Origin of the sequence: Flavobacterium sp. ACAM 123 (assembly GCF_000264055.1) — a bacterium.
GTDB lineage: Bacteria > Bacteroidota > Bacteroidia > Flavobacteriales > Flavobacteriaceae > Flavobacterium.
The window spans coordinates 40,786-63,280 of the sequence record NZ_AJXL01000007.1 but is presented as its reverse complement, the minus strand read 5'-3'; the positions used below and the strand labels follow the sequence as shown (position 1 = coordinate 63,280).

23 protein-coding genes are annotated in these 22,495 nt (G+C 35.7%); 9 read left to right on the top strand and 14 right to left on the bottom strand.

Going from position 1 to position 22,495, the window contains the following annotated elements:
* Nucleotides 1-48: 48 nt before the first annotated feature.
* The 8 genes from A3SG_RS0102335 to serS all read right to left on the bottom strand — a co-directional run bounded on the left by A3SG_RS0102335 (nt 49) and on the right by serS (nt 8,695).
* Nucleotides 49-330, bottom strand: coding sequence for a TM2 domain-containing protein (locus A3SG_RS0102335; RefSeq protein WP_016988395.1), 282 nt, complete (start codon nt 328-330; stop codon nt 49-51).
* Between the two features lie 180 nt (nt 331-510).
* Complete coding sequence (locus tag A3SG_RS18880) at nt 511-1,491, bottom strand: 2-hydroxyacid dehydrogenase (protein ID WP_050979815.1); 981 nt, start codon at nt 1,489-1,491, stop codon at nt 511-513.
* Between the two features lie 566 nt (nt 1,492-2,057).
* On the bottom strand, nt 2,058-2,834 hold the full coding sequence (gene proC, locus A3SG_RS0102320) for a pyrroline-5-carboxylate reductase (protein WP_016988392.1): 777 nt from the start codon (nt 2,832-2,834) through the stop codon (nt 2,058-2,060).
* Nucleotides 2,835-2,925: 91 nt separating this feature from the next.
* On the bottom strand, nt 2,926-4,278 hold the full coding sequence (gene mgtE / locus A3SG_RS0102315; protein WP_016988391.1) for a magnesium transporter: 1,353 nt from the start codon (nt 4,276-4,278) through the stop codon (nt 2,926-2,928).
* Complete coding sequence (rsmA, locus tag A3SG_RS0102310) at nt 4,268-5,047, bottom strand: 16S rRNA (adenine(1518)-N(6)/adenine(1519)-N(6))-dimethyltransferase RsmA (protein ID WP_016988390.1); 780 nt, start codon at nt 5,045-5,047, stop codon at nt 4,268-4,270. Before rsmA ends, mgtE begins: the two co-directional genes overlap by 11 nt.
* A 125-nt stretch (nt 5,048-5,172) precedes the next feature.
* Nucleotides 5,173-5,484 (bottom strand): DUF4286 family protein, encoded by a 312-nt coding sequence (locus A3SG_RS0102305; RefSeq protein ID WP_016988389.1) that lies wholly within the window; start codon nt 5,482-5,484, stop codon nt 5,173-5,175.
* A gap of 59 nt (nt 5,485-5,543) precedes the next feature.
* Entirely contained in the window at nt 5,544-7,322 is a 1,779-nt protein-coding gene (locus tag A3SG_RS0102300) for a tetratricopeptide repeat protein (protein ID WP_016988388.1), read from the bottom strand.
* A gap of 101 nt (nt 7,323-7,423) precedes the next feature.
* A complete protein-coding gene (gene serS, locus A3SG_RS0102295; protein WP_016988387.1) occupies nt 7,424-8,695 on the bottom strand; it encodes a serine--tRNA ligase in 1,272 nt (423 codons plus the stop codon).
* A gap of 341 nt (nt 8,696-9,036) precedes the next feature.
* Here serS and A3SG_RS0102290 point away from each other — a divergent pair, with 341 nt between their 5' ends.
* Nucleotides 9,037-9,522, top strand: coding sequence for a hypothetical protein (locus A3SG_RS0102290; protein WP_016988386.1), 486 nt, complete (start codon nt 9,037-9,039; stop codon nt 9,520-9,522).
* Between the two features lie 284 nt (nt 9,523-9,806).
* Here A3SG_RS0102290 and A3SG_RS0102280 read toward each other — a convergent pair whose 3' ends face one another.
* The 5 genes from A3SG_RS0102280 to A3SG_RS0102260 all read right to left on the bottom strand — a co-directional run bounded on the left by A3SG_RS0102280 (nt 9,807) and on the right by A3SG_RS0102260 (nt 11,636).
* On the bottom strand, nt 9,807-10,346 hold the full coding sequence (locus tag A3SG_RS0102280) for a hypothetical protein (protein ID WP_016988384.1): 540 nt from the start codon (nt 10,344-10,346) through the stop codon (nt 9,807-9,809).
* 177 nt (nt 10,347-10,523) lie between these two features.
* The gene (locus A3SG_RS21805; RefSeq protein WP_016988383.1) at nt 10,524-10,679 is read right to left on the bottom strand and encodes a hypothetical protein; all 156 of its coding nucleotides are present in this window, start codon (nt 10,677-10,679) and stop codon (nt 10,524-10,526) included.
* A 97-nt stretch (nt 10,680-10,776) separates the two neighbouring features.
* Nucleotides 10,777-11,106 (bottom strand): hypothetical protein, encoded by a 330-nt coding sequence (locus tag A3SG_RS18875; protein ID WP_157485270.1) that lies wholly within the window; start codon nt 11,104-11,106, stop codon nt 10,777-10,779.
* Nucleotides 11,107-11,140: 34 nt separating this feature from the next.
* Nucleotides 11,141-11,305, bottom strand: a complete 165-nt coding sequence (locus tag A3SG_RS0102265) for a hypothetical protein (protein ID WP_157485269.1) — start codon at nt 11,303-11,305, stop codon at nt 11,141-11,143.
* A gap of 13 nt (nt 11,306-11,318) precedes the next feature.
* Complete coding sequence (locus A3SG_RS0102260; protein WP_029596567.1) at nt 11,319-11,636, bottom strand: hypothetical protein; 318 nt, start codon at nt 11,634-11,636, stop codon at nt 11,319-11,321.
* 687 nt (nt 11,637-12,323) lie between these two features.
* On the opposite strand from A3SG_RS0102260, the gene metG reads away from it, so the two are divergent.
* The 6 genes from metG to A3SG_RS0102225 all read left to right on the top strand — a co-directional run bounded on the left by metG (nt 12,324) and on the right by A3SG_RS0102225 (nt 19,757).
* Nucleotides 12,324-14,381: a methionine--tRNA ligase gene (gene metG / locus A3SG_RS0102250; RefSeq protein ID WP_016988378.1), complete on the top strand. Its 2,058-nt coding sequence runs from the start codon at nt 12,324-12,326 to the stop codon at nt 14,379-14,381.
* Nucleotides 14,382-14,551: 170 nt separating this feature from the next.
* On the top strand, nt 14,552-15,463 hold the full coding sequence (locus tag A3SG_RS0102245; protein WP_016988377.1) for a DMT family transporter: 912 nt from the start codon (nt 14,552-14,554) through the stop codon (nt 15,461-15,463).
* Between the two features lie 9 nt (nt 15,464-15,472).
* On the top strand, nt 15,473-16,162 hold the full coding sequence (locus tag A3SG_RS0102240) for an HAD family hydrolase (protein WP_016988376.1): 690 nt from the start codon (nt 15,473-15,475) through the stop codon (nt 16,160-16,162).
* Nucleotides 16,163-16,396: 234 nt separating this feature from the next.
* Nucleotides 16,397-17,650, top strand: coding sequence for an OmpA family protein (locus A3SG_RS0102235; RefSeq protein WP_016988375.1), 1,254 nt, complete (start codon nt 16,397-16,399; stop codon nt 17,648-17,650).
* Nucleotides 17,651-17,868: 218 nt separating this feature from the next.
* Nucleotides 17,869-18,498: a chloramphenicol acetyltransferase gene (locus tag A3SG_RS0102230; RefSeq protein WP_016988374.1), complete on the top strand. Its 630-nt coding sequence runs from the start codon at nt 17,869-17,871 to the stop codon at nt 18,496-18,498.
* 359 nt (nt 18,499-18,857) lie between these two features.
* On the top strand, nt 18,858-19,757 hold the full coding sequence (locus tag A3SG_RS0102225) for a histone deacetylase (protein ID WP_016988373.1): 900 nt from the start codon (nt 18,858-18,860) through the stop codon (nt 19,755-19,757).
* A 331-nt stretch (nt 19,758-20,088) separates the two neighbouring features.
* Here A3SG_RS0102225 and A3SG_RS0102220 read toward each other — a convergent pair whose 3' ends face one another.
* Nucleotides 20,089-20,421, bottom strand: a complete 333-nt coding sequence (locus A3SG_RS0102220) for a single-stranded DNA-binding protein (protein WP_016988372.1) — start codon at nt 20,419-20,421, stop codon at nt 20,089-20,091.
* A gap of 192 nt (nt 20,422-20,613) precedes the next feature.
* Between A3SG_RS0102220 and A3SG_RS0102215 the strand changes: the two genes are divergently transcribed.
* Both A3SG_RS0102215 and A3SG_RS0102210 read left to right on the top strand, forming a co-directional pair.
* Nucleotides 20,614-22,140, top strand: a complete 1,527-nt coding sequence (locus A3SG_RS0102215) for a carbon-nitrogen hydrolase family protein (protein ID WP_029596566.1) — start codon at nt 20,614-20,616, stop codon at nt 22,138-22,140.
* A complete protein-coding gene (locus A3SG_RS0102210) occupies nt 22,140-22,487 on the top strand; it encodes a hypothetical protein (RefSeq protein ID WP_016988370.1) in 348 nt (115 codons plus the stop codon). The genes A3SG_RS0102215 and A3SG_RS0102210 overlap by 1 nt, the downstream gene beginning before the upstream one ends.
* Nucleotides 22,488-22,495 lie beyond the last annotated feature (8 nt).

The window sequence follows — 22,495 nt, the reverse complement described above, 5'->3', positions numbered from 1 at the left end:
ATGTTTATACCAGAACCTTATTAAACTAACACGTAAATATAATTGTTATTAAAACCATCCTTTTTTATTTACCTGATAGGTTTGATAAAACTCTTCATCTGATTTAGTCAAGTAAACTATTCCTTCTATAAGACCAAGCAATGCCGTAACTGTACCACAGGTGAAAAGACTAATAACAAGCCAGATTATTCCTTCCTGTGTATATCCTAAAAGGAACTTATGAATTCCAAAAGGCGCCAGAAGAATCGCTAATAAACCTGCAGCTATTTTTTTGTTGTCGACTTTAACCGGTTGTGGATTGTTCCAATGTTCCTGGTTTGCATTTTCCATATTAAGTGATTATTTGATTGATATCCAAAGATTAAATATATACAATTTTATTTAAAAACGGGATCAACCAGCTCCTGAAATTCCATTTTGTTTGCTTCGGAATCCAAAATTTCACCAAATTTACTGCCGCAAGAAATCAAAAATTTAAGCTTTTTTAGCTTCAAAAATAGTTCCCTATTCTTATAATCCTTTTTCATCAATCCTTGCTTTGTCTTCATCAAAGTACTGTGCTTTAATCTTATCTACAATAACTTGCGCTAACCGTTCATGACTCTCGAACGTCCAACCAGCAACATGAGGTGTCAATATAAGATTGTCCGCTTCTAATAGGTTTTGAAAAGCCTCGGGCGTATTCTCTTCTTGAAAAAGCGTCTCAAAGGATAATTTCTCATACTCTAACACATCTAACCCTGCTCCTAAAACCTTTCCTGTCGACAAAGCAGCTGCCAGATCTGCCGTTACTATGTTTTTGCCTCTGGAGGTGTTGAAAATCCAAAAAGGCTTTGCAAAAGCAGCTATAAAACTAGCGTCAACCATTTTATTGGTTTCCGATGTCCAGGGAATATGCAAACTCAACACATCTGCTTTTTGTTGTAATTCTTCCAGAGAAACCTGTTTTGCGTTAGCATCTCCCACATTCTCCTGAATATCATGGCAAAGCACTTCCACTTCAAAACCACGCAGCTTTTTGGCAAAGCATTTTCCCATATTGCCGTAGCCTATAATGCCTACCGTTTTACCATCCAGTTCATGTCCTCTATTGCTTTCCCGATTCCAGTGTCCCGATCGAATTTCCTTGTCCGCTTTATTCAGGTTGTTAAAAAGCGATAAAATCATTCCTAAGGTATGCTCAGCAACCGCATTTCTATTCCCTTCAGGAGCAGCAATGAGCGAAATGTTTTTTGACGCTGCATAGTCACAATCGATACTTTCTAGTCCGGCACCAACACGAGCAATAAATTGTAAATTTATTGCTTTATCTAAAAAAGTCTTATCAATTTTGAATCGGCTTCGAATTACAATCCCTTGATAAGACTGTATTTTGGCCTCAATTTCTTCTTTTGAAGAAGTGAAGTCTTCGTGATTTTCAAAACCTAATTCCTGCAATTGCCCCATCAAAGTGGCATTGTTGCTGTCAATATGAAGAATTTTAATATCCATGAAAATGTTTCTACGTTTAGAAACCAAAATTAACGAAAAAATACCTTTTATTGTTTTAATATCATGCATTTTCCAACTAATAAATAACCATAATTGCTAAACGAATCACGTAGATTGTAATTTCGAACTGGTGAAAATCAAAAAAACCATTTCTAAATTATTTCAATTTAGAAATGGTTTTCCAGTTTATAGTATTCCCATGAAGTACTATCATAAATAGGTTCTTTTAAAACACCTGGTTCAATCCTTTAAAATGGTGAAACGTTTTGCCCGCCAAATAAAAAATTAGAAATCCTCTCGTAAAAATGGTAAAGTAGTTTTTTCATCATAATGTATATTAATTATTAGTTTTCAATTATACCATTAATTAGAAGGGCAAGAGTAGAATAGTGGGGTGAAGTAAATTTACGTTTTATTATGTTTCAAAGAAAACTCTTCCCCTTTTTTTCGACGTATCGCATTTTAATCCGATGAAGTACCTGTTGTTTTAAAAGTAAGTATACTGCACTGACTGCAAGATTTTTATACTAATCCGACTTACACATTTACGCTATAAAAAATTAAAATTAACCTTTTATTTGAGTTAAAGAGGCTTTGATTCCTCGTATCAGCGAAGAGCTAAATCCGTGCATCTCCATTTCATTAAGTCCAGCAATGGTGCAGCCTTTAGGAGTAGTTACCCTGTCAATTAACTGTTCTGGATGTACTTGTTCTTCCATTAACATTTCTGCCGCTCCCTTCACGGTTTGCGCCGAAATAGCCAATGCTGTTTTCCAATCAAATCCTATTTCGATACCTGCCTGCATTGATGCTCTAATGTAACGCAGGGCAAAAGCGGTTCCGCTCGCTGCCAAAACAGTAGCGGCATCCATTAATTTTTCATCGATAACGGGAGCTGTGCCAAGATCTTCAAATAAAGCGATAACAGGCTGGGCTTGCGCTTTATTATTTTCACTGAATGAAATACACGTTGCAGACTCTCCAAATCGTGACGCAATATTAGGCATGATTCGCATCGCATGATTTCCATCGCCTATCTTACTTTGCAGCACTTCGATAGACAAACCACTTACTGCGGAAGCAATTGTTTTGTTTGTAATTTTTTGGAGTATATCAGCCAAAACAACATCCACTTGATAAGGCTTTACAGTAAGAATAACTAAATCAGCCTCTTCAATGTTGTGTGTATTATCTGAAGAAACCGTTATCCCGCTATTTTCAAGATGAGCAATACTAACCGTATTTCTTCTAGTGATGGTAACCTGATTGTTTTTCGAAAATTTAGATATTCCTATTGCGATTGAAGTTCCGAGGTTTCCCCCTCCTATTATATGTACTTTCATCTCTATTTGTGATTTTTTGGTTTTTGTTTTCGGTCCATGATTGCGGCAATCATCGACTGTATTTTATTCTGCAAAAATCAGTAGCCTGCAGTTAAAAGCCTAAAATAATTCTTGCTATTGAAAAATAGATAAGAATCCCGCAAATATCATTACTTGTCGTGATAAACGGACCTGTCGCTAATGCAGGGTCAATCCCAAATTTATCCAACAATAAAGGTACAAAGGTTCCTATAAGCGACGCAATTATAATTACCGAAACCAAGGCTGTAGTGACAATCACCCCAATAACAATTTTGACATCTAAAAGATAATGACTCCCAACGAATAGTATAACTGCCAGAATTAACCCATTAAGCAAACTAAGAGATACCTCTTTCACCAGTCGACTAAACAAGGATCCACTCAACGTGTTGTTTGCCAAGCCTTGCACAATAATTGCCGATGATTGCACTCCTACATTTCCTGCCATCGCAGCAATAAGCGGTGTAAAAAAGAATAATTCTCCGTGCTTCAACATCGCGCCCTCAAACAACCCAAGCACTTTTACGGAAATAAAACCTCCCAAAAGTGCCAAAACTAACCAAGGTAGACGGGCTTTCGTATGCTCTAAAATACTATCATCTGCTTCTACATCTTTAGAGATACCCGCTGCCATCTGGTAATCTTGATCCGCTTCATCCCTAATAACGTCAATAATGTCATCAATGGTGATACGACCGACTAAACGTCCCATTTCATCTACAACAGGAATAGCTTCTAAATCATATTTTTGCATGATTCGGGCTACTTCAACATCTTCAGTATCTACGTTAACCCAATTTAGCTTACGGATATAAATATCACTAATATGGGTTTTTGTTGATGTAGTCAATAAGTCCTTCAATGAAAGTCTGCCTTTCAATCTGTTTTCATCATCGACAACATATATTGAATGTACCCTCGAAACGTTCTCAGCCTGGATGCGCATTTCTTTAACACAAGTCAGCACATTCCAGTTTTCATTCACCCTTACTAACTCTTTTCCCATCAATCCCCCTGCAGAGTTCTCGTCATAACGCAACAAATCGACAATGTCTTTTGCATGCTCAAGATCATTCAACTCAGAGATTACTTCCGCTTTTAAATCCTGAGAAAGCTCAGCAATAATATCGGCCGCATCATTCGTATCCAGCTCATCTAATTCTTCTGCGATTTCCTTTGGCGAAAGCCTACTTAATATATTCTCCCGCAAATCATCCTCCAGCTCAAGAAGAATTTCTGCCGTTTTATCACTGTCTAATACCTTAAAAATATAGGTCGCTTCATCAAAATCAAGCTCATCCAAAATCTCAGCAATATCAGCATGGTGCACCTCACTCAATAAAGCTTCCAGTTCTTTATCGTTCTTATTGACAATGTGTTGCTCTAATTCGAGTATTAAGTTTTTGCTGATTTTAAATTCCATCCGCTTCTATTTTTTGGGTAAGTTCAATAAATTGCGCTACGTCTAACTGCTCCGGACGAAGGTCAAAAATCGGGTCCTCCCTCAAGCTATCAGACAGGTTCATCGTTTTCAAACTGTTTCGCATGGTCTTTCGACGTTGTTGAAAAGCTGTTTTAACCACCGAGAAAAATAATTTCTCTCCGCAAGGCAAACTATAATCTTTCTTTCTGCGCAAACGTAAAACACCTGATTTTACTTTTGGCGGAGGAATAAAAACATTTTCATCTACCGTAAACAGATATTCTGCATCATAAAATGCCTGCACTAAAACTGATAAAATTCCGTATGCTTTAGTTCCTTTCTTTTCACAAATACGCTGCGCAACCTCCTTTTGGAACATCCCTGCAAATTCAGGAATCTGATCGCGGTATTCTAATGTTCGAAAGACAATTTGCGTCGAAATATTATAGGGAAAATTCCCGATTATAGCGAACTGCTTGCCCTCAAAAACTTCATTAATATTGTACCTCAAAAAATCTTTTGAAATAATCTTATCCTTTAATTTTGGATAATTTTCGTCCAAGTAGGTTACGGATTCCGTATCGATTTCAATTACATACGTGGTAACTGGTTTTTCTAACAAATATTTAGTTAAAACGCCCATTCCAGGTCCTATCTCCAGTATATCATCATACCCTTCCAAGTCCAACGTATCCGCTATATCTTTAGCGATACTTTCATCTTTCAAGAAGTGTTGTCCGAGGTGTTTTTTGGCTTTTACTTTTTCCATTTTCTTCTGTTTTACCACAAAGGCACTAAGGCACTAAGTGTAATTTTGATTGTAACTTACTTTTAGCGACTACGCTAAAGCAGGCTCCCGACTATTGCCTGAACGCTTAAAACTGAATACTGAATTTAGTGTTCAGAAATCACTTCTAATTCTGTTCTAAAGGCTAGCATTTTTTCTCCAAACAACTTTGCTCCTTCTTCACGGAATCCTAGCGCATCTTCTTGGTAATATTTTTCCAGTGTCTCCTTACTATCTGTTGTGTACTGAGCTGAATATGTCACACCTCCCATTTCTTCTTCTATTAATACGCGAACTAATCTGGCGGCAGTAAATTTTCCTGTAGCCAAAATCTCAGGAATATGTTTGTGCTGCATCCATATCATCCATTGGTCATGAACGCTTTCATGTATGTTTGTGGTAACGTTGTATATTATCATCTTTTTTATTTAACTGGTTATTAATTCAACTGTTTAATCGATTAAATAGTTGAGCTCTTTTATAAATTAGTGTCTCCACGCAGTTGTCTGAAGCTTTTTCTGGCTTGCACAAAGTAGATACTGTCTTCGTGATTGAAAATTATCTTTTCATATAGCGGCTTGGCTTTATCTGTTTCTTTTAACTTTTTATTATATATCTCAGCCGAGAAAAATAAAGCCTCATCGATATAAATTCCATCGCTATGACGGTCAATAATTTCTTGATATTGGCTTAAAGCCAAAGTGTAGTCAGCCATTTTCTCATAGACCTTTCCTAAACGCAACAAGGTAACCGCTTCTATTTCCTGCCCTTTATACTTTCCTAAGATCGATTGAAATTGAATTATCGCTTCTTGATCTCTATTCTGATATAAAAGATAATCTCCTTTTGCAAATTCTTTCAGGGCTGTTTGTGTTGAATCAGCTGCAGTGTTGTCATTTATTAGCAGGAAATATTCTAATGCATCATTTGCTATCAGTTGGGTATTAGCTGATTTTAATTCCTTGAACTGTTTCAATGCCCACACAAAATCAGTTTTAAAATAACTCGTTTTAGCTGCTTTTAGACTCGCTTCATGCCCCACCACATCATTTTTCAAATCCATCTCAATCTGAGAATAATAAATTAATGCCTGATTGAATTTTTCTTCGAAAAGTAAAATATCTGCTAATTCCATTTTGGCCTGAGCCACTTCATAATCATTCAGTCGCAAGTCAAGCGCTTTTTTGATGATTGCTCTCCCTTGCTCCGGATTGTTTAAATTAAAAGCTACAAAATGTGCCTGAATTAATTGCAAAGATAAGGTAAATGGGCTGATTTCATATTCTGTCAGCAAACCCTCTATTTCTGCATTGATAGTTGCAAAATCTTTTTCCTTCGCCTTATCTATTTTTATTCTCATCAAATAGGTATTTGCCTGCACCAACAATTCGAGATCCTTGGTGTTTTCCAGTACAAAACCTAAAATTGCAACGGCAATTTCCTGATCGTCTTCTTCAACGGCAAGATATGCTAAATTGACAATATTGGACAGCGATTCCGGGTTGCGTTTATAGATGGCTTTTTCTTGAATAAAGGCTTTTGAAAACTCTTTTTGTTGGACGTAAAACCAACTCAAATAATGGTTCCAAAACAGATCTTGAATTTTTTGGACCCGAACTATCAATTCTTTTCTAAGTGTCTCACTAAAGTTAGCATCACTATCATCTGACATGAAGCGAGACAATTGATTTTGGATTAGTATCGAATTTTGCGGATTCGCATACGATTCATCTAAAAAAGTGGAAATCATCATTTCTGTATTTCCCAATTGCCCGTAAAGCAATCCTTTCTGATAATTAAAATTATATTTGGGTTCTAAATCTGTCGCCGTTTGGTAGGATTTCAAAGCATAATCCAGCAGTACTTTTTTTTCGAATGTGCTTGCTATGCCATAGACTTCATTCGGATTTTTCTTGATTAGCTCTATCGCTTGGTCGTAGTAAATTTTGGCTTTAGCCTCATTCTCTTGCAACTGAAAGTTATAACCCAATTCCACTAAAAGATTTCCCTGATTGTATTTATTAAGTCGGGTTGTGATTGCTTTCTCCGCGCTGTCAAATTGCTCCAATTGCTGGTAACAATCAACAGTCCTTAAGAAATACTGCATGTTTTGAGGAACGACGAGCAACAATTCCTCATAACCCATTTTGGCCTTTTCAAAATCGCCCTTGTCATAATAATACTGCGCTAATTGTTCGTTTTGAGCAAACGCAAACAGCGAGAATGACAAAGTGATATAAAGAAAGAGCTTTTTCATAAATCGCAATTTTCAGGTTTTCAGTTTTCAGTCGATGTTTTGAGTCAACGTTTTTAGTCGCGAAGTTATAGACTGAAAACGGAGACCGATGACTAAAATAATTAGTCTATAATATCAAACCCGCAATACGGACGTAAAACTTCAGGTATTACGATTCCTTCCGCTGTCTGATAATTTTCAAGGATTCCTGCCAGTACTCTTGGCAAAGCAAGTGCACTTCCGTTAAGCGTGTGTGCCAATTGGTTTTTTCCGTCTTTATCTTTGAAACGCAGTTTCAAACGATTTGCTTGGAAAGTTTCAAAGTTAGAAACCGAGCTAATTTCTAACCAACGATCTTGTGCGGTAGAAAACACTTCGAAATCATAAGTTAATGCCGATGTGAATCCCATGTCTCCTCCACAAAGGCGTAAGATTCTATACGGTAATTTCAATTCGTTAAGGAGGCCTTTTACATGTTCGACCATTCCATCTAAAGCTTCATATGACTTATCAGGGTGCTCCACACGTACGATTTCCACTTTGTCGAATTGATGCAAACGATTCAATCCACGCACATGTGCGCCATACGAACCTGCTTCACGACGAAAACAAGGCGTATAAGCTGTTGTAAGAACAGGCAGTTCATTTTCGTTTAAGATAACATCTCTAAACAGGTTCGTTACCGGAACCTCAGCCGTAGGAATTAAATATAAATTATCGGTAGCGTCATGATACATTTGCCCTTCTTTGTCTGGCAATTGTCCCGTTCCGTATGCAGAGGCTTCGTTTACCATATGAGGCACTTGTACTTCATTGTAACCCGCTGCTGTATTTTTATCTAAGAAATAATTAATTAAAGCACGCTGTAATCGTGCTCCTTTGCCCTTGTAAACAGGAAATCCCGCTCCTGCGATTTTATTTCCCAACTCGAAGTCAATGATGTCGTATTTTTTAACTAATTCCCAGTGTGGCTGAGCTCCTTTATATAAAACAGGAACTTCACCCGCTTCAAAAACGGTTATGTTTTCCTCAGGTGTTTTCCCTACCGGTACAATATCGGCTGGAAGATTGGGTAATGAATATAGTTTCTCACTAAGCTCAATAGCAATCGCATCAGCCGTTTCAGCTAGTTTCTTGCTTTTCTCTTTATTTAGAACCGTTTTTTCTTTTAGGATAGCGGCTTTCGATTTCTCGCCGTTTTTCATCATTTCGCCAATGTCTTTGGACAATTTATTAGATTCAGCCAAAATACCATCCAATTCTACTTGCGTAGCACGACGTTGCGCGTCTAATTGTAAGACATCTTCCACAATACTTTTGGCATCCATATTCCTTTTTGCCAAAGCTTGGATTACCTTCTCTTGATTCTCTCTAATAAATGCAATTTGTAACATAGTTTGAATTTTATAACTCTTAGGTTTTTATCTCTTTACAGAAAGCAAATTTAAGGAAATGTTTGAGACTTATCAGACAAAGTTTTGACGAAAAACTTACTTATCAACGTTAGGTAAAACAAATAGCGCACTAAACACAACTCGGTAAGCAGAATAGCTTTTTTCTCCTAAAAATCATAAATTTACTAAAACCAACTATTATTCTATTCACGGACATGAAAAAATCATTCCTTTTACTGCTACTTTCAGTCCTTATGAATTTAAATGCCCAGGCCTATAGGGGAGATTATGAGAAATAGTTATTAGAATTCAATGTGGGGTTGAACAAACCGTACAATACAATGACTCGTGGCTACTTCACTTCTACCCCTAGTTTCTATCATATTGATTTAGGAACAAGATACACCATTAACCCATACATAGGTATAAAGGCAGATAGTGGTTATGATAAATTCAAAAACAACTACAACTCAAGAGAATTTGACAGCAACTATATACGAATGGATATTCAAGCCGTTGCCGATATAGGCTATGCATTAGCTCTTTATAATCGGGCAGATCCAGTCGGGATATTATTTCATGCTGGGGCTGGAGTTTCTCAGCTCCGTAGCGGCACAAACCAGGATAAAATGATTAACTTAATTTATGGTTTTACCGGGACCTTAAAAGTTTCTAGAAACGTATCATTAAGTGCCGACATCTCGAGTTTAATGCACACAAAACAATCCCTTAATTTTGACGGAAGAACAAAAACCGACGCAGAATCAGCTTTGAAAAATAACCTACTAAACTCTTCATTAGGCCTCATTTACTTTTTCAGACGTTAATCTTGAGATTCGTACGGTTTAAGTTTCCGTTAATATGGATTTTCGATGCAGTACAATACTAATTATCTCGCAAAGATCATAAAGCAAAATCAAAGCGTCGCAAAGATTTAAATCTTTTAAACGCATAACCACTGCATTTTTAGACAAAGAAAAATCAATTGCAAAAAGAGTTTTATAGTATTCCATATTTTTACATAGCTATGATTCCTACATAAATTAAATGTCTTTTTGACAAATAACAAAAATCTACGCTTCTATGTGCTTAAAAAAACTGAAAAGCGACTTTAAGACCTTTTAATATCATGTCCCACAAATTCTTCTAGTGTGGCAAACATATCGTCTACTGCGAGCACTTCAATATCAGGATGGGATTTTAAGAAAGCGCCATTGAGTTGAACTAGGTTTTCTTCTATTTCAAAAAAAGTATTACTATTCATCAAATCCCGGATTGGGTTTACACCTTCGAGTTTCGATTTGAAGAATTTATCTCGTTTTACAGCGCTCATCAATTTGACTTTTTGGCATTGTTGCTGGAATAACTCCAAATGCTTTTCGGCGCCAAGTAAGGCCAATCCTTCTTCGATCAGTTCATTTAACTCCGTATTCCAACGGGAGTTGTACACAAATTGGGCAAAATTCCCTTCGGTATATTGAGCGGTGTAATAATCTAAATAATAACTCATCAAGGCGTCTTCGTGAATCAAGTCATCGTCAATTTTTTCCTCTCTCATTAGGTTAATAACTGAAATATTAGAGTTAATAACGTCCTGCGGGTTTTCGCTTTTCGCTGCGGTTTCTGAAATAATGATACTACCGAATTCCATGTGGGTTTTTATTTAATAGTTATATGCAAATTTCGAGTAAAATATTGGATGGAGAAAATGCTCAATAGTTTTATTTGTGTTACGAGTGAGTTAACAGGCACAAGCGCGACGGTTGCGTTAACAGGGAAAATAAAATAGAAATACGGTGAGATATGATTAATCGGTTCTGATGTTTTACTATTCTTTATTCTTTTGCTGATTCATTCTTTCCACTAAAGCTTTTAAACGTAATGCTTTTGCTTTTTTTTCTTCTTGAAGTTTCGTGTTTTTCCGATTGAGCAATTTGCTGTGTAAAGCCTTATTTTTAGTGTTTTTTTCGGGTCCTTTTGCCATAAATTGCCATTTTTTTAATTAGGCCTACAAATATAAAGAAAGAGACAGGAAGAACGGGTTAAAATCGGCTAGAAGGTGCAGCAGCTTAAATGGACTTTTAAAGATTTCTATGACGAAAGTCCTTTGTTTTTTGCTTTTCACTAAAAAAGAAAACAAATCCGCCTGAAAAATATAAAATCACGTCAATCCAATCTGCTGTATACCTTGAATTGACTCCAGGAAGATAATATTCGAAATAAAAAGAATAATAGCCCGCTAAAAAAACAACAAAACCAATGGAAAATTGAAAAGAATTATCATTTTTAAGACGTTGAATTACAAAGGTCATCGCGCCTAGCAATAAAGGAAGACACAGAAAGTCATTAACATAATTATTGATAAAAGAGTTTAATGGCAAACTCAACCGCTGCATGAGATAGATTGTCATAGCGGTCAGAAACATCAGACTATACACCACTCTTCTAAACATACAAAATGCCAGCTGTCCAAGCCGAAAGAGCCGCTAAAAGTGCTCCAATGCCCCAAGAGGAACTAAACGCTTTAGTGAATATTCTCCAAAATAAATTTTTACTCTTTGCCTGTCTTTTAAAAAAGGCATTCTGGCGATTTTGTTTTGATATCTTCATTTCTACTTTTTGTTTAACCTGCTGCAGCTGCAACAATTAAGGAAATAAGTCCTCCAATTACTATGGCAAAGAAAATCCAAATTGAATAGACTGCTTGAAAAAGAATGCGCACTAGGATATTTGAGTGTTGTACACCGTTTTTTAAAAAGAGTTCTATTTTACTTGGCTCTTTCTTTGTTCTTTCTTTGAGCTCCATTTTTTCTTGAATCTTTTTTTCCCTTTCAAGTTTGCGCTTCAGCACTACATCTAATATAGCGCCGCAGTTACAACAATATTCCTTATTTAAGTTAACCGTACCACAGTCTAAACACGTTATATAAGATTTATTCATAGGGATTCTATTTAATCTGGCTTATTGCCTTAGCTATTTAAAAGCTAGTTTTTTGTAGGCTCTTTGTCTTCTCCATAAATAACGTTCGCTTGCTATAAAAATTCATTGAAACATTACGGTATAAGTAAAAGCGTTAAAGTAGTTCTGCAATTTTATTTATCTCGAATCAAAGTTATGAAAAATTATTTATTTCATTTGCGTAGTGTTATTTCAATAGATGAATTGGATACAAACACATTCTTCTTTTTAATTCTTAAACCAAAGCTTCTATAGATTATGTCTTTCCACAATATGGTCTTTCCAAAGAACGAGGAATCCCATCAAGTAACGCCACCACTAATTAAAATCCATGAAGGTGCAACAATGCTTGATTGGAGTGTTTTTATAGACTGATTTGAACACATTTACATTGTTTCTTTATAATTCCGATCAAGGAGAGATCAAATAATTAATTCACAAAGCTTGACATGCTTGATGCGATTCCTCCTGCGTCAGAAGGACAAGTTTGGGGATAAATATTGTGGAATTCTCAAATCCCTAGCCGCGATAGCAGTGGAAATCCTTTTCTTTTTTTCCTTAAAAAAAGAAAAGATTATAACGGATAGCGGGAAATAGCTCCAAATAAAAATTCTATTTCTTATTTTTGCACCGCATTCTGAATTAATTTCAGAATCTAAAATTAATTATATGACACAGAATCCAAAAAGATATACGATTACAGCGGCATTGCCTTACACAAACGGACCAATTCACATTGGTCATTTGGCAGGTGTTTACGTGCCTTCTGATATTTATTCCCGTTACCTGAGATTGCAAGGAAGAGATGTTTTATTTGTTTGCGGAAGCGATGAGCACGGAGTTGCCATTTCAATGAAAGCTAAAAAAGAAGGCATCACGCCTCAGGAAGTAATCGATAAATACGACGGAATTATTCGTAAATCGTTTATTGACTTTGATATTTCGTTTGACAACTATTCTCGAACTTCGGCTAAAATTCACCACGATACAGCTTCGGAATTTTTCAAGACTTTATATGAAAAAGGCGATTTTATAGAACAAGTAACAGAGCAACTCTATGATGCCAAAGCAGATCAGTTCTTAGCAGATCGTTTCGTAGTAGGAACTTGCCCAAAATGCGGCAATGAGGAAGCCTATGGAGATCAATGTGAAAAATGTGGGTCAACGCTTAACGCAACGGATTTAATTAATCCAAAATCTACTATTACGGGAGAAACGCCTATTATGAAATCAACGAAACACTGGTTTTTACCTTTGGATCGTTATGAAGAATTCTTAAAAGAGTGGATCCTTGTTGGCCATAAAAACGACTGGAAACCCAATGTTTACGGTCAAGTAAAATCTTGGATCGATGGCGGATTAGAACCTCGTGCGGTAACGCGTGACCTCGACTGGGGAATTGATGTTCCCGTTGAAGGTGCCGAAGGAAAAAAATTATACGTGTGGTTTGATGCCCCTATTGGATACATCTCGGCTACCAAAGAATGGGCTTTGCGCGAAGGAAAAGAATGGGAACCGTACTGGAAAGATAAAGATACAAAGTTGGTTCACTTTATAGGGAAAGACAATATTGTTTTTCATTGTATCATTTTTCCCGCGATGTTAAAAGCAGAAGGAAGTTATGTTTTGCCAAACAATGTGCCAGCAAATGAGTTCTTGAACTTAGAAGGAAATAAATTGTCTACTTCTAAAAACTGGGCGGTTTGGCTGCACGAATATCTGGAAGATTTTCCTGGTCAGCAAGATGTTTTGCGTTACGCATTGACTTCTAACGCTCCAGAAACTAAAGACAATGATTTTACGTGGAAAGATTTTCAGGCGAGAAATAACAATGAATTGGTAGCTATTTATGGTAATTTCATTAATCGCGTGGTGGTTTTAACCAATAAATATTATAATGGTGCAGTTCCTAAACCAAATAAATTCTCTGAGGTGGACGAAGCGACTTTAACAGAATTAAAAGCCTATCCGGCGGTAATTTCTAGTTCTGTTGAACGATACAGATTTAGAGAAGCACTTGGTGAATTAATGAATGTAGCGCGTTTAGGAAATAAATATTTAGCCGATGAAGAGCCTTGGAAAGTAATCAAAGACAATCCAGAGCGCGTGCAAACACAAATGTATGTGGCTTTGCAAATCGCCGCCGCTTTGAGTTCGCTTTGCGAACCGTTCTTGCCTTTTACCGCCAAGAAATTGTCCCGAATTTTAAAAATAGAAATGCCGCTGTCTTGGAGTACGATTTCAGAAACATCTGATTTAATTCCTGCAGGACATCAAATAGGCGAGGCAGAATTGCTTTTTGCCAAAATTGAAGATGAAGAAATTCAGAAACAAATAGACAAACTGGAAGCAACTAAAGTAGCCAACAAAGCGGAAAACAAAGTAGTGGAACCTCAAAAAGAAGCGATTCAGTTTGATGATTTCGCCAAAATAGATATGCGTGTTGGTACTATTATCGAAGCTTCGAAAATGCCTAAAGCGAATAAATTACTGATTTTAAAAGTGGATACTGGAATTGATGTTCGCACCATCGTTTCAGGAATTGCCGAGAGCTTCAAACCGGAAGATATTGTTGGCAAAAAAGTGACCGTATTAGTAAACTTAGCACCAAGAAACTTACGAGGTGTGGAAAGTCAAGGAATGATCTTGATGACCACAAGTAAAGAAGGGAAATTAGTTTTTGTTAACCCAGATACTGAAGCGGCGAATGGCGAGACTATAAATTAAGAGGTTACCACTAATTTGCAAATTACTTTCTGCTGCAACGGTAGGAAATTTGCAAATTTGGAGTAAAATTCACGTCTGAACATTCTTTTTCGAATATAAAAGTTGTTTTAAAAGACCTAAAAATGCCAATCAATTTCGATAGGCTAGTTTAATTTTCTGATACTATATAAATGACCAACGCAAAACCAAGATTAGCTTTAGCTTTTGGAATACTTTGTATTTCTATTTTTCCAATATTAGTTAAACTCAGGCTGACTCCTGGATTAATTTCTGCGTTTTACAGAATGGCAATATCGCTTACAATTCTACTACCCTATGTGCTTATCACAAAAAAATTAAAACTTCCTAACAAAAAAATTTTAATTCTAGCCCTACTTTGCGGGGTGCTATTTGCTTCTGATGTGGCCGTTTGGAATATCGCAATTCAAAATTCAAGTGCTACGCAAGCTTCCTTGCTTGTCAATTTAGCTCCGCTTTGGGTAGGTATTATTTCCTACGTCTTTCTAAACACCAAACCGGCAACTAATTTTTGGATTGGAACGACAGTGGCATTATTTGGAATGGCTATGTTGGTAGGTTTTAAATTTTTCTTGGAATTAGATTTCGATACAGCATTTCTACTGGCCGTATTAGCTGGAGTTTTGTATTCAGTATATTTACTAATGAGTAAAAAAGTGCTCTCTCAAATGGACGTACTCTCTTTCATGACAATCAGCCTTCTATCATCAACGGTGTTTTTAGGTGTTGTTTGTGCCCTACTTGACGAGCCATTTTTCGGGTTTTCGGACGCAGGTTGGTTCGTTTTATGTATTCAGGCGGTCGTATGTCAATTGATAGCTTGGTTGTCGATTAGTTATGCCACACAGCACATGCGCACCACCAGAGTTTCACTCAGTTTATTAGGCCAAGCCGTTTTGACCTCGCTATTAGCTTGGTTCTTTTTAGAGGAGCAAATTACATTGAATATGATTATTGGGGGGCTTATTTTACTTTTGGGTATCCGAATTACCTTTTACACAAAAACGCTTTCGATAAAAAACATAGTAAAAAACACTAAGGAGGACATCCCTCTTCAGGACTAAAAAAACAACATGAAAAATTTAAAAGTAATTGCCTTCGATGCTGATGACACTTTATTCATCAACGAAACTTATTTTGCTGAAACGGAGAAAAAATTTTGTGGTTTGATGGAAGATTATTTGTCACATCAAAGTATTTCTAAAGAACTGTTTAAAATGGAAATCGATAACCTACAACTATACGGATATGGTATAAAAGGCTATATTCTTTCTATGATTGAAGCAGCAATGCGTATTTCAAATAACACCCTTCCCGTTGAAATAATCGAAAAAATAGTACAATATGGTAAGGAACTACTTGAAAAACCGATCGTTTTATTGGATGGTGTTGAAGAAACACTGGAAGCTCTGCATGGGAAATATAAGCTGGTAGTTGCCACCAAAGGCGACTTATTAGATCAGCGCAGAAAATTGCATAATTCAGGACTAGGACATTATTTTCATCATATTGAAGTGATGTCAGACAAACAGGAGGTTGATTACACCGACTTGATTAGACGATTAGAAATACAACCATCCGAATTTTTTATGATTGGAAATTCACTAAAATCAGATGTTTTACCCGTTTTGGCCATTGGAGGGCATGCCGTTCATATCCCATTTCATACTACATGGGCACATGAAAAAATTGACCATCAAATAGTTCATAAAAACTTCATGACCTATAAAAAAATGACCGAAGTCTTAAAACAGTTAAAATGAGATGCTTTTTCTTGTTAAAAAACTGAACTCTAGTCACATGTGCATTACGACAACAAATGAAATAGCGACACAATTCTGCTAGAACATTATTAAAAACGTAATATAATCTAGATATTTTATCATTTTACACTGAATTTTATAAAATTAAATTTGATTTTTGTAAAATTTACTGTTTGAAAATTCTTATTAAACAAAATTCGTTACTTTTGCAGAAATTCTAATCAATAGATAAAAATGAAAAAGATTATACTTTCGTTGGTTTTTGCTTCGGCATTCGCAACAGTATCAGCTCAAACAGAGCCAGTAAAAACGGTAAATCCTGAATTCAACCAATGGTCAGTTGAGTTATCAGGTGGTTTGAACAAACCTATGAGACCTATGACCAATGGTTATAGAACTTCAGTAGCAAGCGCATATGTAGCCGATTTAGGAGTTAGATATATGTTTAACAACAAATTTGGTTTGAAAGCTGATTTTGGATACAATAGTTTTAAAGAAGGTGAAGATTCAAGAAGTTTTGACACTAAATATTACAGGGCAGATTTACAAGGTGTTGCTAACTTGGGAAGAATCATGAACTTTGAAACTTGGACTAATACTATTGGCTTGTTAGGTCATGCTGGTTTCGGACTATCTCAATTAGAAGATGAAAATTCTGCATTAAAAGACAGAATGGGTAACTTTATAGCTGGTGTAACTGGTCAAATTAAATTATCTGACAGAATTGCCCTAACAGGAGATTTTACGACAATCCTTAATGCTAAACAAGATCATGCCTTTGACGGACAAAGTACTATCGGTTCAAGAGGATTTGGTGGAGTTCTTTTTAATGGTACTGTAGGTGTAACTGTTTACTTAGGTAAAAATGACAAACACGCTGACTGGGTCACTCTTATCGATAAAGATGTCTTAGCTTTAACAGAAAGAGTTGACAATCTAGAAACTATGTTGATTGATACTGATCAAGATGGAGTTGCTGATTATTTAGATCTTGAAAAAAACACTGTTTCTGGTGTAATGGTTGATTCTAAAGGTAGAGCTATTGATTTAAACAACAATAACGTTCCTGACGAATTAGAAAACTATTTATTAGCTAACTACGTTAATAAAAACAATCAGTCTACTGCAACTAATAATGAATTAATCAAAAGCTTGATCAACGGTGGTTATGTAGCTACTTATTTTGATTTTGACAAAACAAATCCAACAACTGTTTCTACTACAGGTATTGATTTTATCTTAACGTATTTAAGAAACAATCCAAGCGCTTCAGTTGATATAATCGGTCATGCTGATGAATTAGGAAGATCTGCATACAACGATAAGTTATCTAATGAAAGAGCTGCTAATGTGAAAAATATTTTAACTAAAGCTAATATCGATGCTTCAAGATTAAGTGTTATCGCAGCAGGTGAAGATACTTCTGTTGAGAAAGATTCAGAAGGTGCTAGAAAATTAGTTAGAAAAGTTACTTTCAGAATAAAATAATTTATTCTTAAATTATATTAAAGCCTTAAAAGGAATTCCTTTTAAGGCTTTTTTTATATCCCATTTTTTGATCTGAATCCCTCTTTCATTTAACTCAAAAGAAATACAACAAACGGCTTACTCTATTTCATTACTTTCTTCACTAATCTATCACTAAATGAGTTTATAAATTAAAGGAATAGCTGTACTTTTGACCAATATATAAAGTTACGAAAACCTTGAAAACACTTTTAGATCTTGATAATTGGCCCAGAAAAGAGCATTTCCATTTTTTTAAACAATTTGAAGAACCTTTCTTTGGCGCCACGGTAGAAATCGACTGCACTAACGCCTATAATAAATCAAAAGCGCTTGGAGTTTCCTTCTTTATCTATTATCTGCATAAAACACTAGTTTCAGTCAACGCCAACGAAGCTTTTCGCTATCGGATTTCAGAGGATAGGATATACATCTGCGACCGCGTTGATGCCTCGGCAACAATAGGCCGTGAGGATGGAACATTTGGCTTTTCCCTACTACATTACGATCCCGATTTTGATCGCTTTACAGAAATCGCTTTACAGGAAATAGAACGTATCCAAAGTACTACCGGACTTTTTACACGAACATTTGAAAGCGATAACGTGATTCACTTTTCGGCAATACCTTGGTTAAATTTTACTTCCTTATCCCATGCGAGAAGCTATACTTTTCCAGATAGCTGCCCGAAAATTTCTTTTGGTAAAATGACGGTTTCAGAAAATGGAAAAAGAACGATGCCCATGTCAATTCACGTACACCACGGATTATTGGACGGGTTACATCTAGGACAATTTATAGATTATTTTCAAGAAATTATGAATCAGTAGAAACTATCCTGGAAATATTCTCTGTTACTGAAAAAAGTGATTCATATTTTAAAATAATTATTTTCAAAATTGAAGAAATCCTACTTAGCAGCGAAAATTATCCTAGTAATACGGGATAAAACTATCTGAGTAGTAGGATTGACTTTATCATCAATAGATTTCGTGGCGTAATTTAAAACTTTAGACATACGGAAGCAGAGAGCTATATCAAGTCACCGATTCACGCAGAAGCAAACACTTGTAATAACACATTTCCTCTCACATATTACCGCGAATAAAATTAATACTACGTTACAGTATATTAACTTTAGTACCTTTATTGCTATTCTTACATTTTTAACTATTTCAAAATAATTATTATGTTTCCAATTGCTTTTCATCCTATATATCAGCATCCTTTGCCAGAAGGGCATCGATTTCCAATGTTGAAATATGAATTACTTCCTCAACAATTAGTACATGAAGGAACAGCTTTCCAAGCTAACTTTTTCGAACCCGAAATTTGTGATTTACGTCCTGTTTTAGCGATTCATAAACAAGAGTATGTAAATGATCTAATTCAATTAACTCTAGATTCAAAGGCGGCAAGGAAGATTGGATTTCCTCTTTCAAAAGAACTTGTTGAACGTGAATTAAGAATTGCACAAGGAACAATCATTTGCGCTAAAAAATCTTTTGACACAAAAGTTTCTTTTAATATTGCGGGAGGCACACATCATGCTTACTCCACTCATGGCGAAGCTTTTTGTTTGTTAAATGACCAAGCGATTGCGGCTCAATTTTTATTAGACAATAAACTTGCAAAAAAGATTCTTATTATCGATTTGGATGTACATCAGGGAAATGGAACTGCTGAAATTTTCACTGGAAATTCTAATGTATTTACCTTTTCGACACATGGCAAAACCAATTACCCATTCAAAAAAGAAACTTCTGACTTAGACATTGCCTTTGATGACAATACATCTGATGAAGAGTTTCTTAAAGTAATCTCAACTGTGATACCTAAATTAATTGAATCTGAAAAACCCGATTTCATCTTTTATTTAGCTGGCGTTGATATTTTGGCCTCTGATAAACTAGGCAAATTAAGTTGCTCACTTGAGGGCTGTAAAAAAAGAGACGAATTGGTTTTCGAATTTTGTTCACAATACCAAATTCCAATCCAAGTTTCAATGGGCGGTGGCTACTCTCCTGATATAAAAACTATCATCGAAGCTCACGCCAATACTTATAGAGTTGCCAAAAACATATTCTAAAAGCAACTGAAACTAGAACTAATAACTTTTATTCTAATGATCTTTTTATTTGGGCTAATAGCTATTTAGTTTCGAATTATAGTTTTGAAATAACAACTAAATATGGAACAGCTGATATAAAAAAAACATCAATCTGATTTTTGATTTAATGTGTAGAAATTAACTAAAATGCCACACATACATAATCTTAAATTCAATTATTCGCTTTTAATCTAAGTAGAATACTCTTAAGCGCATCTTAGAAGTAGAACCTTAGTGGTTATCGTTTAAAAATTGAAAAAGTAAATTGCACGAACTCTTTTTAAGTAATCCGTGCAATTAGTACCTTTTTTTATTTCCCTAATAAAAGAACCTCTGTAACAACAACCTCTGTAAAATAGCGCTTCTCCCCATTTTTGTCATCATAACTCCTATGTGTTAACTTGCCTTCTATTGCAATTTCTTTTCCCTTAGTTACGAATTTCTCTATCACGTCAGCCGTTTTCCCCCAGGCAACTAATCGATGCCATTGCGTTTCCTCGACTTTTTCTCCTTTGTCATTTTTGTAGCTCTCATTAGTTGCTAATGTAAAATTGGCTAATTTCTTTCCTCCATCAAAATTTTTGATTTCAGGATCATTCCCTAAGTGTCCTATTAACTGTACTTTGTTTCTTAATGCATTCATGGCGTGTAAAATTTAAATGTTATTGTTAGTTTAAAACTCCTGCCGATTGTTATTTGATTTCGACATTGCAAAGATTATAGGTTTGGAGAAATTTATTCGGTTAACGTTCAATTACTTTCGGATGTAAATACTTGTAACCGTTTGAAAACGGATATTATTTTTACTACCTTAGCCGAAAATTTAAAGTCCTTTATGCCAGCAAATATTAAATCAATAGAATTACGCAATCTACAAATTGAAGATTACAAACAATTAAAAAAGTCCATGATTGAATCCTATCCAGAAATGGAGGAGTCATTTTGGAGAGAAGATCAAATTGAACTTCTATTACAAAAATTTCCTGAAGGACAATTGGTGATCGTAGTAGATGGAATTGTGGTTGGTTCAGCACTATCTTTATTAGTTACGGAAGATTTCGCTTTTAAAACACGTTCTTACAACGCCGTAACTGGAAACTTTACGTTTTCAACTCATAATCCCAATGGGGAGGTTCTATACGGAATTGATGTTTTTATTAATCCTAAATATCGCGGACTTCGATTGGGTCGTCGTTTATATGACGTTAGAAAAGAATTATGCGAGCAATTAAATCTGAAATCTATCATTTTTGCGGGTAGAATTCCCAATTACGGAAAATTTAAAGACGAAATCACTCCTAAAGTTTATATCGAAAAAGTAAAGAAAAAAGAAGTCTACGATCCTGTTTTATCATTTCAGCTAAGTAACGATTTTCATGAGCTTCGTGTACTTAAAAATTATCTGGAAGGTGACACGGAGTCCTTAGAATATGCCGTGTTATTAGAATGGAATAATATTTACTATGACGATAGCCCTAAATTAATCAACACTACAAAAAGTGTGGTACGACTTGGATTAATCCAATGGCAAATGCGTTCCTTAACTAATTTGGATGCTCTTTTTGACCAAGCCGAATTTTTTATCGATACTGTTTCTGGTTACGGTAGTGATTTTGCCCTATTTCCAGAATTTTTTACAGCACCGCTAATGGCTGACTTCAATCACTTATCAGAGGCGGAAGCAATTAGAGAATTGGCAAAACATACCGAAGCCGTTAAATTAAAATTCCAAGAATTTGCTATCTCATACAACATCAATATCATCACGGGAAGCATGCCTTTCATAGAAAATGAACATGTGTATAATGTCGGTTTTCTTTGCAAGCGTGACGGCACAAACGAAATGTATCGTAAAATTCATATTACACCAAACGAGGTTTTCCATTGGGGAATTACGGGCGGAGATACTATTCAAACCTTCGACACCGATTGTGGAAAAATAGGGATTGTAATTTGTTACGATGTGGAATTTCCAGAGCTTTCTCGTCTCATGGCAGACCAAGGTATGAATATTTTATTCGTTCCTTTCTTAACAGATACTCAAAACGGCTATACACGTGTAAAGCATTGCGCACAAGCCAGAGCTATTGAAAACGAATGTTATGTGGCCATTGCAGGTTGTGTTGGGAATTTACCAAAAGTAAACAATATGGATATCCAATATGCACAAGCGGCTGTTTACACCCCTTCAGATTTCGCCTTCCCAAGTAATGGAATTAAAGCCGAAGCAACGCCCAACACAGAAATGACTTTAATTGTTGATGTCGATATTAATTTACTGAAAGAGCTGCACGAGCACGGAAGTGTAAACACCATGAAGGACCGAAGACACGACTTGTATAGTTTGAAAAAAATGAAGTGATGAAAAATTGTTTAGAATGTGCCGATAAAATTGTGGGTCGCGAGGATAAAAAATTCTGCAGCGACGGTTGCCGCAACGCCTATAACAATAAAATAAACAAAGACAGTAATAATTACATGCGCAACACTAATAACAAGTTGCGCAAAAATTATCGCATTCTATCAGAACTTAATCTCGAGGGAAAATCAAAGACAAACCGAACGAAATTACTGAGCAAAGGTTTTGATTTTGAATTTTTTACTAACATACTTAAAACCAAAACAGGAAATACCTACTATTTTTTGTACGACCAAGGTTATATGCTGTTGGACAATGATTTCTATATATTAGTCAAAAAAGACACTTAATCCCGCGC

Bases quoted from the DNA above. Each gene is read 5' to 3' on its own strand.
- metG (WP_016988378.1), top strand. From the start codon at position 12,324: ATGACACAGAATCCAAAAAGATATACGATTACAGCGGCATTGCCTTAC.
- A3SG_RS0102335 (WP_016988395.1), bottom strand. From the start codon at position 330: ATGGAAAATGCAAACCAGGAACATTGGAACAATCCACAACCGGTTAAA.
- A3SG_RS18875 (WP_157485270.1), bottom strand. From the start codon at position 11,106: ATGACAATCTATCTCATGCAGCGGTTGAGTTTGCCATTAAACTCTTTT.
- proC (WP_016988392.1), bottom strand. From the start codon at position 2,834: ATGAAAGTACATATAATAGGAGGGGGAAACCTCGGAACTTCAATCGCA.
- A3SG_RS0102235 (WP_016988375.1), top strand. From the start codon at position 16,397: ATGAAAAAGATTATACTTTCGTTGGTTTTTGCTTCGGCATTCGCAACA.
- A3SG_RS0102210 (WP_016988370.1), top strand. From the start codon at position 22,140: ATGAAAAATTGTTTAGAATGTGCCGATAAAATTGTGGGTCGCGAGGAT.
- rsmA (WP_016988390.1), bottom strand. From the start codon at position 5,047: ATGGAAAAAGTAAAAGCCAAAAAACACCTCGGACAACACTTCTTGAAA.
- A3SG_RS0102290 (WP_016988386.1), top strand. From the start codon at position 9,037: ATGACTCGTGGCTACTTCACTTCTACCCCTAGTTTCTATCATATTGAT.
- A3SG_RS0102240 (WP_016988376.1), top strand. From the start codon at position 15,473: ATGAAAAATTTAAAAGTAATTGCCTTCGATGCTGATGACACTTTATTC.
- A3SG_RS21805 (WP_016988383.1), bottom strand. From the start codon at position 10,679: ATGGCAAAAGGACCCGAAAAAAACACTAAAAATAAGGCTTTACACAGC.
- A3SG_RS0102265 (WP_157485269.1), bottom strand. From the start codon at position 11,305: ATGAAGATATCAAAACAAAATCGCCAGAATGCCTTTTTTAAAAGACAG.
- A3SG_RS0102245 (WP_016988377.1), top strand. From the start codon at position 14,552: ATGACCAACGCAAAACCAAGATTAGCTTTAGCTTTTGGAATACTTTGT.
- A3SG_RS0102300 (WP_016988388.1), bottom strand. From the start codon at position 7,322: ATGAAAAAGCTCTTTCTTTATATCACTTTGTCATTCTCGCTGTTTGCG.
- serS (WP_016988387.1), bottom strand. From the start codon at position 8,695: ATGTTACAAATTGCATTTATTAGAGAGAATCAAGAGAAGGTAATCCAA.
- A3SG_RS0102305 (WP_016988389.1), bottom strand. From the start codon at position 5,484: ATGATAATATACAACGTTACCACAAACATACATGAAAGCGTTCATGAC.
- A3SG_RS0102260 (WP_029596567.1), bottom strand. From the start codon at position 11,636: ATGAATAAATCTTATATAACGTGTTTAGACTGTGGTACGGTTAACTTA.
- mgtE (WP_016988391.1), bottom strand. From the start codon at position 4,278: ATGGAATTTAAAATCAGCAAAAACTTAATACTCGAATTAGAGCAACAC.
- A3SG_RS0102220 (WP_016988372.1), bottom strand. From the start codon at position 20,421: ATGAATGCATTAAGAAACAAAGTACAGTTAATAGGACACTTAGGGAAT.
- A3SG_RS18880 (WP_050979815.1), bottom strand. From the start codon at position 1,491: ATGGATATTAAAATTCTTCATATTGACAGCAACAATGCCACTTTGATG.
- A3SG_RS0102215 (WP_029596566.1), top strand. From the start codon at position 20,614: ATGCCAGCAAATATTAAATCAATAGAATTACGCAATCTACAAATTGAA.
- A3SG_RS0102225 (WP_016988373.1), top strand. From the start codon at position 18,858: ATGTTTCCAATTGCTTTTCATCCTATATATCAGCATCCTTTGCCAGAA.
- A3SG_RS0102280 (WP_016988384.1), bottom strand. From the start codon at position 10,346: ATGGAATTCGGTAGTATCATTATTTCAGAAACCGCAGCGAAAAGCGAA.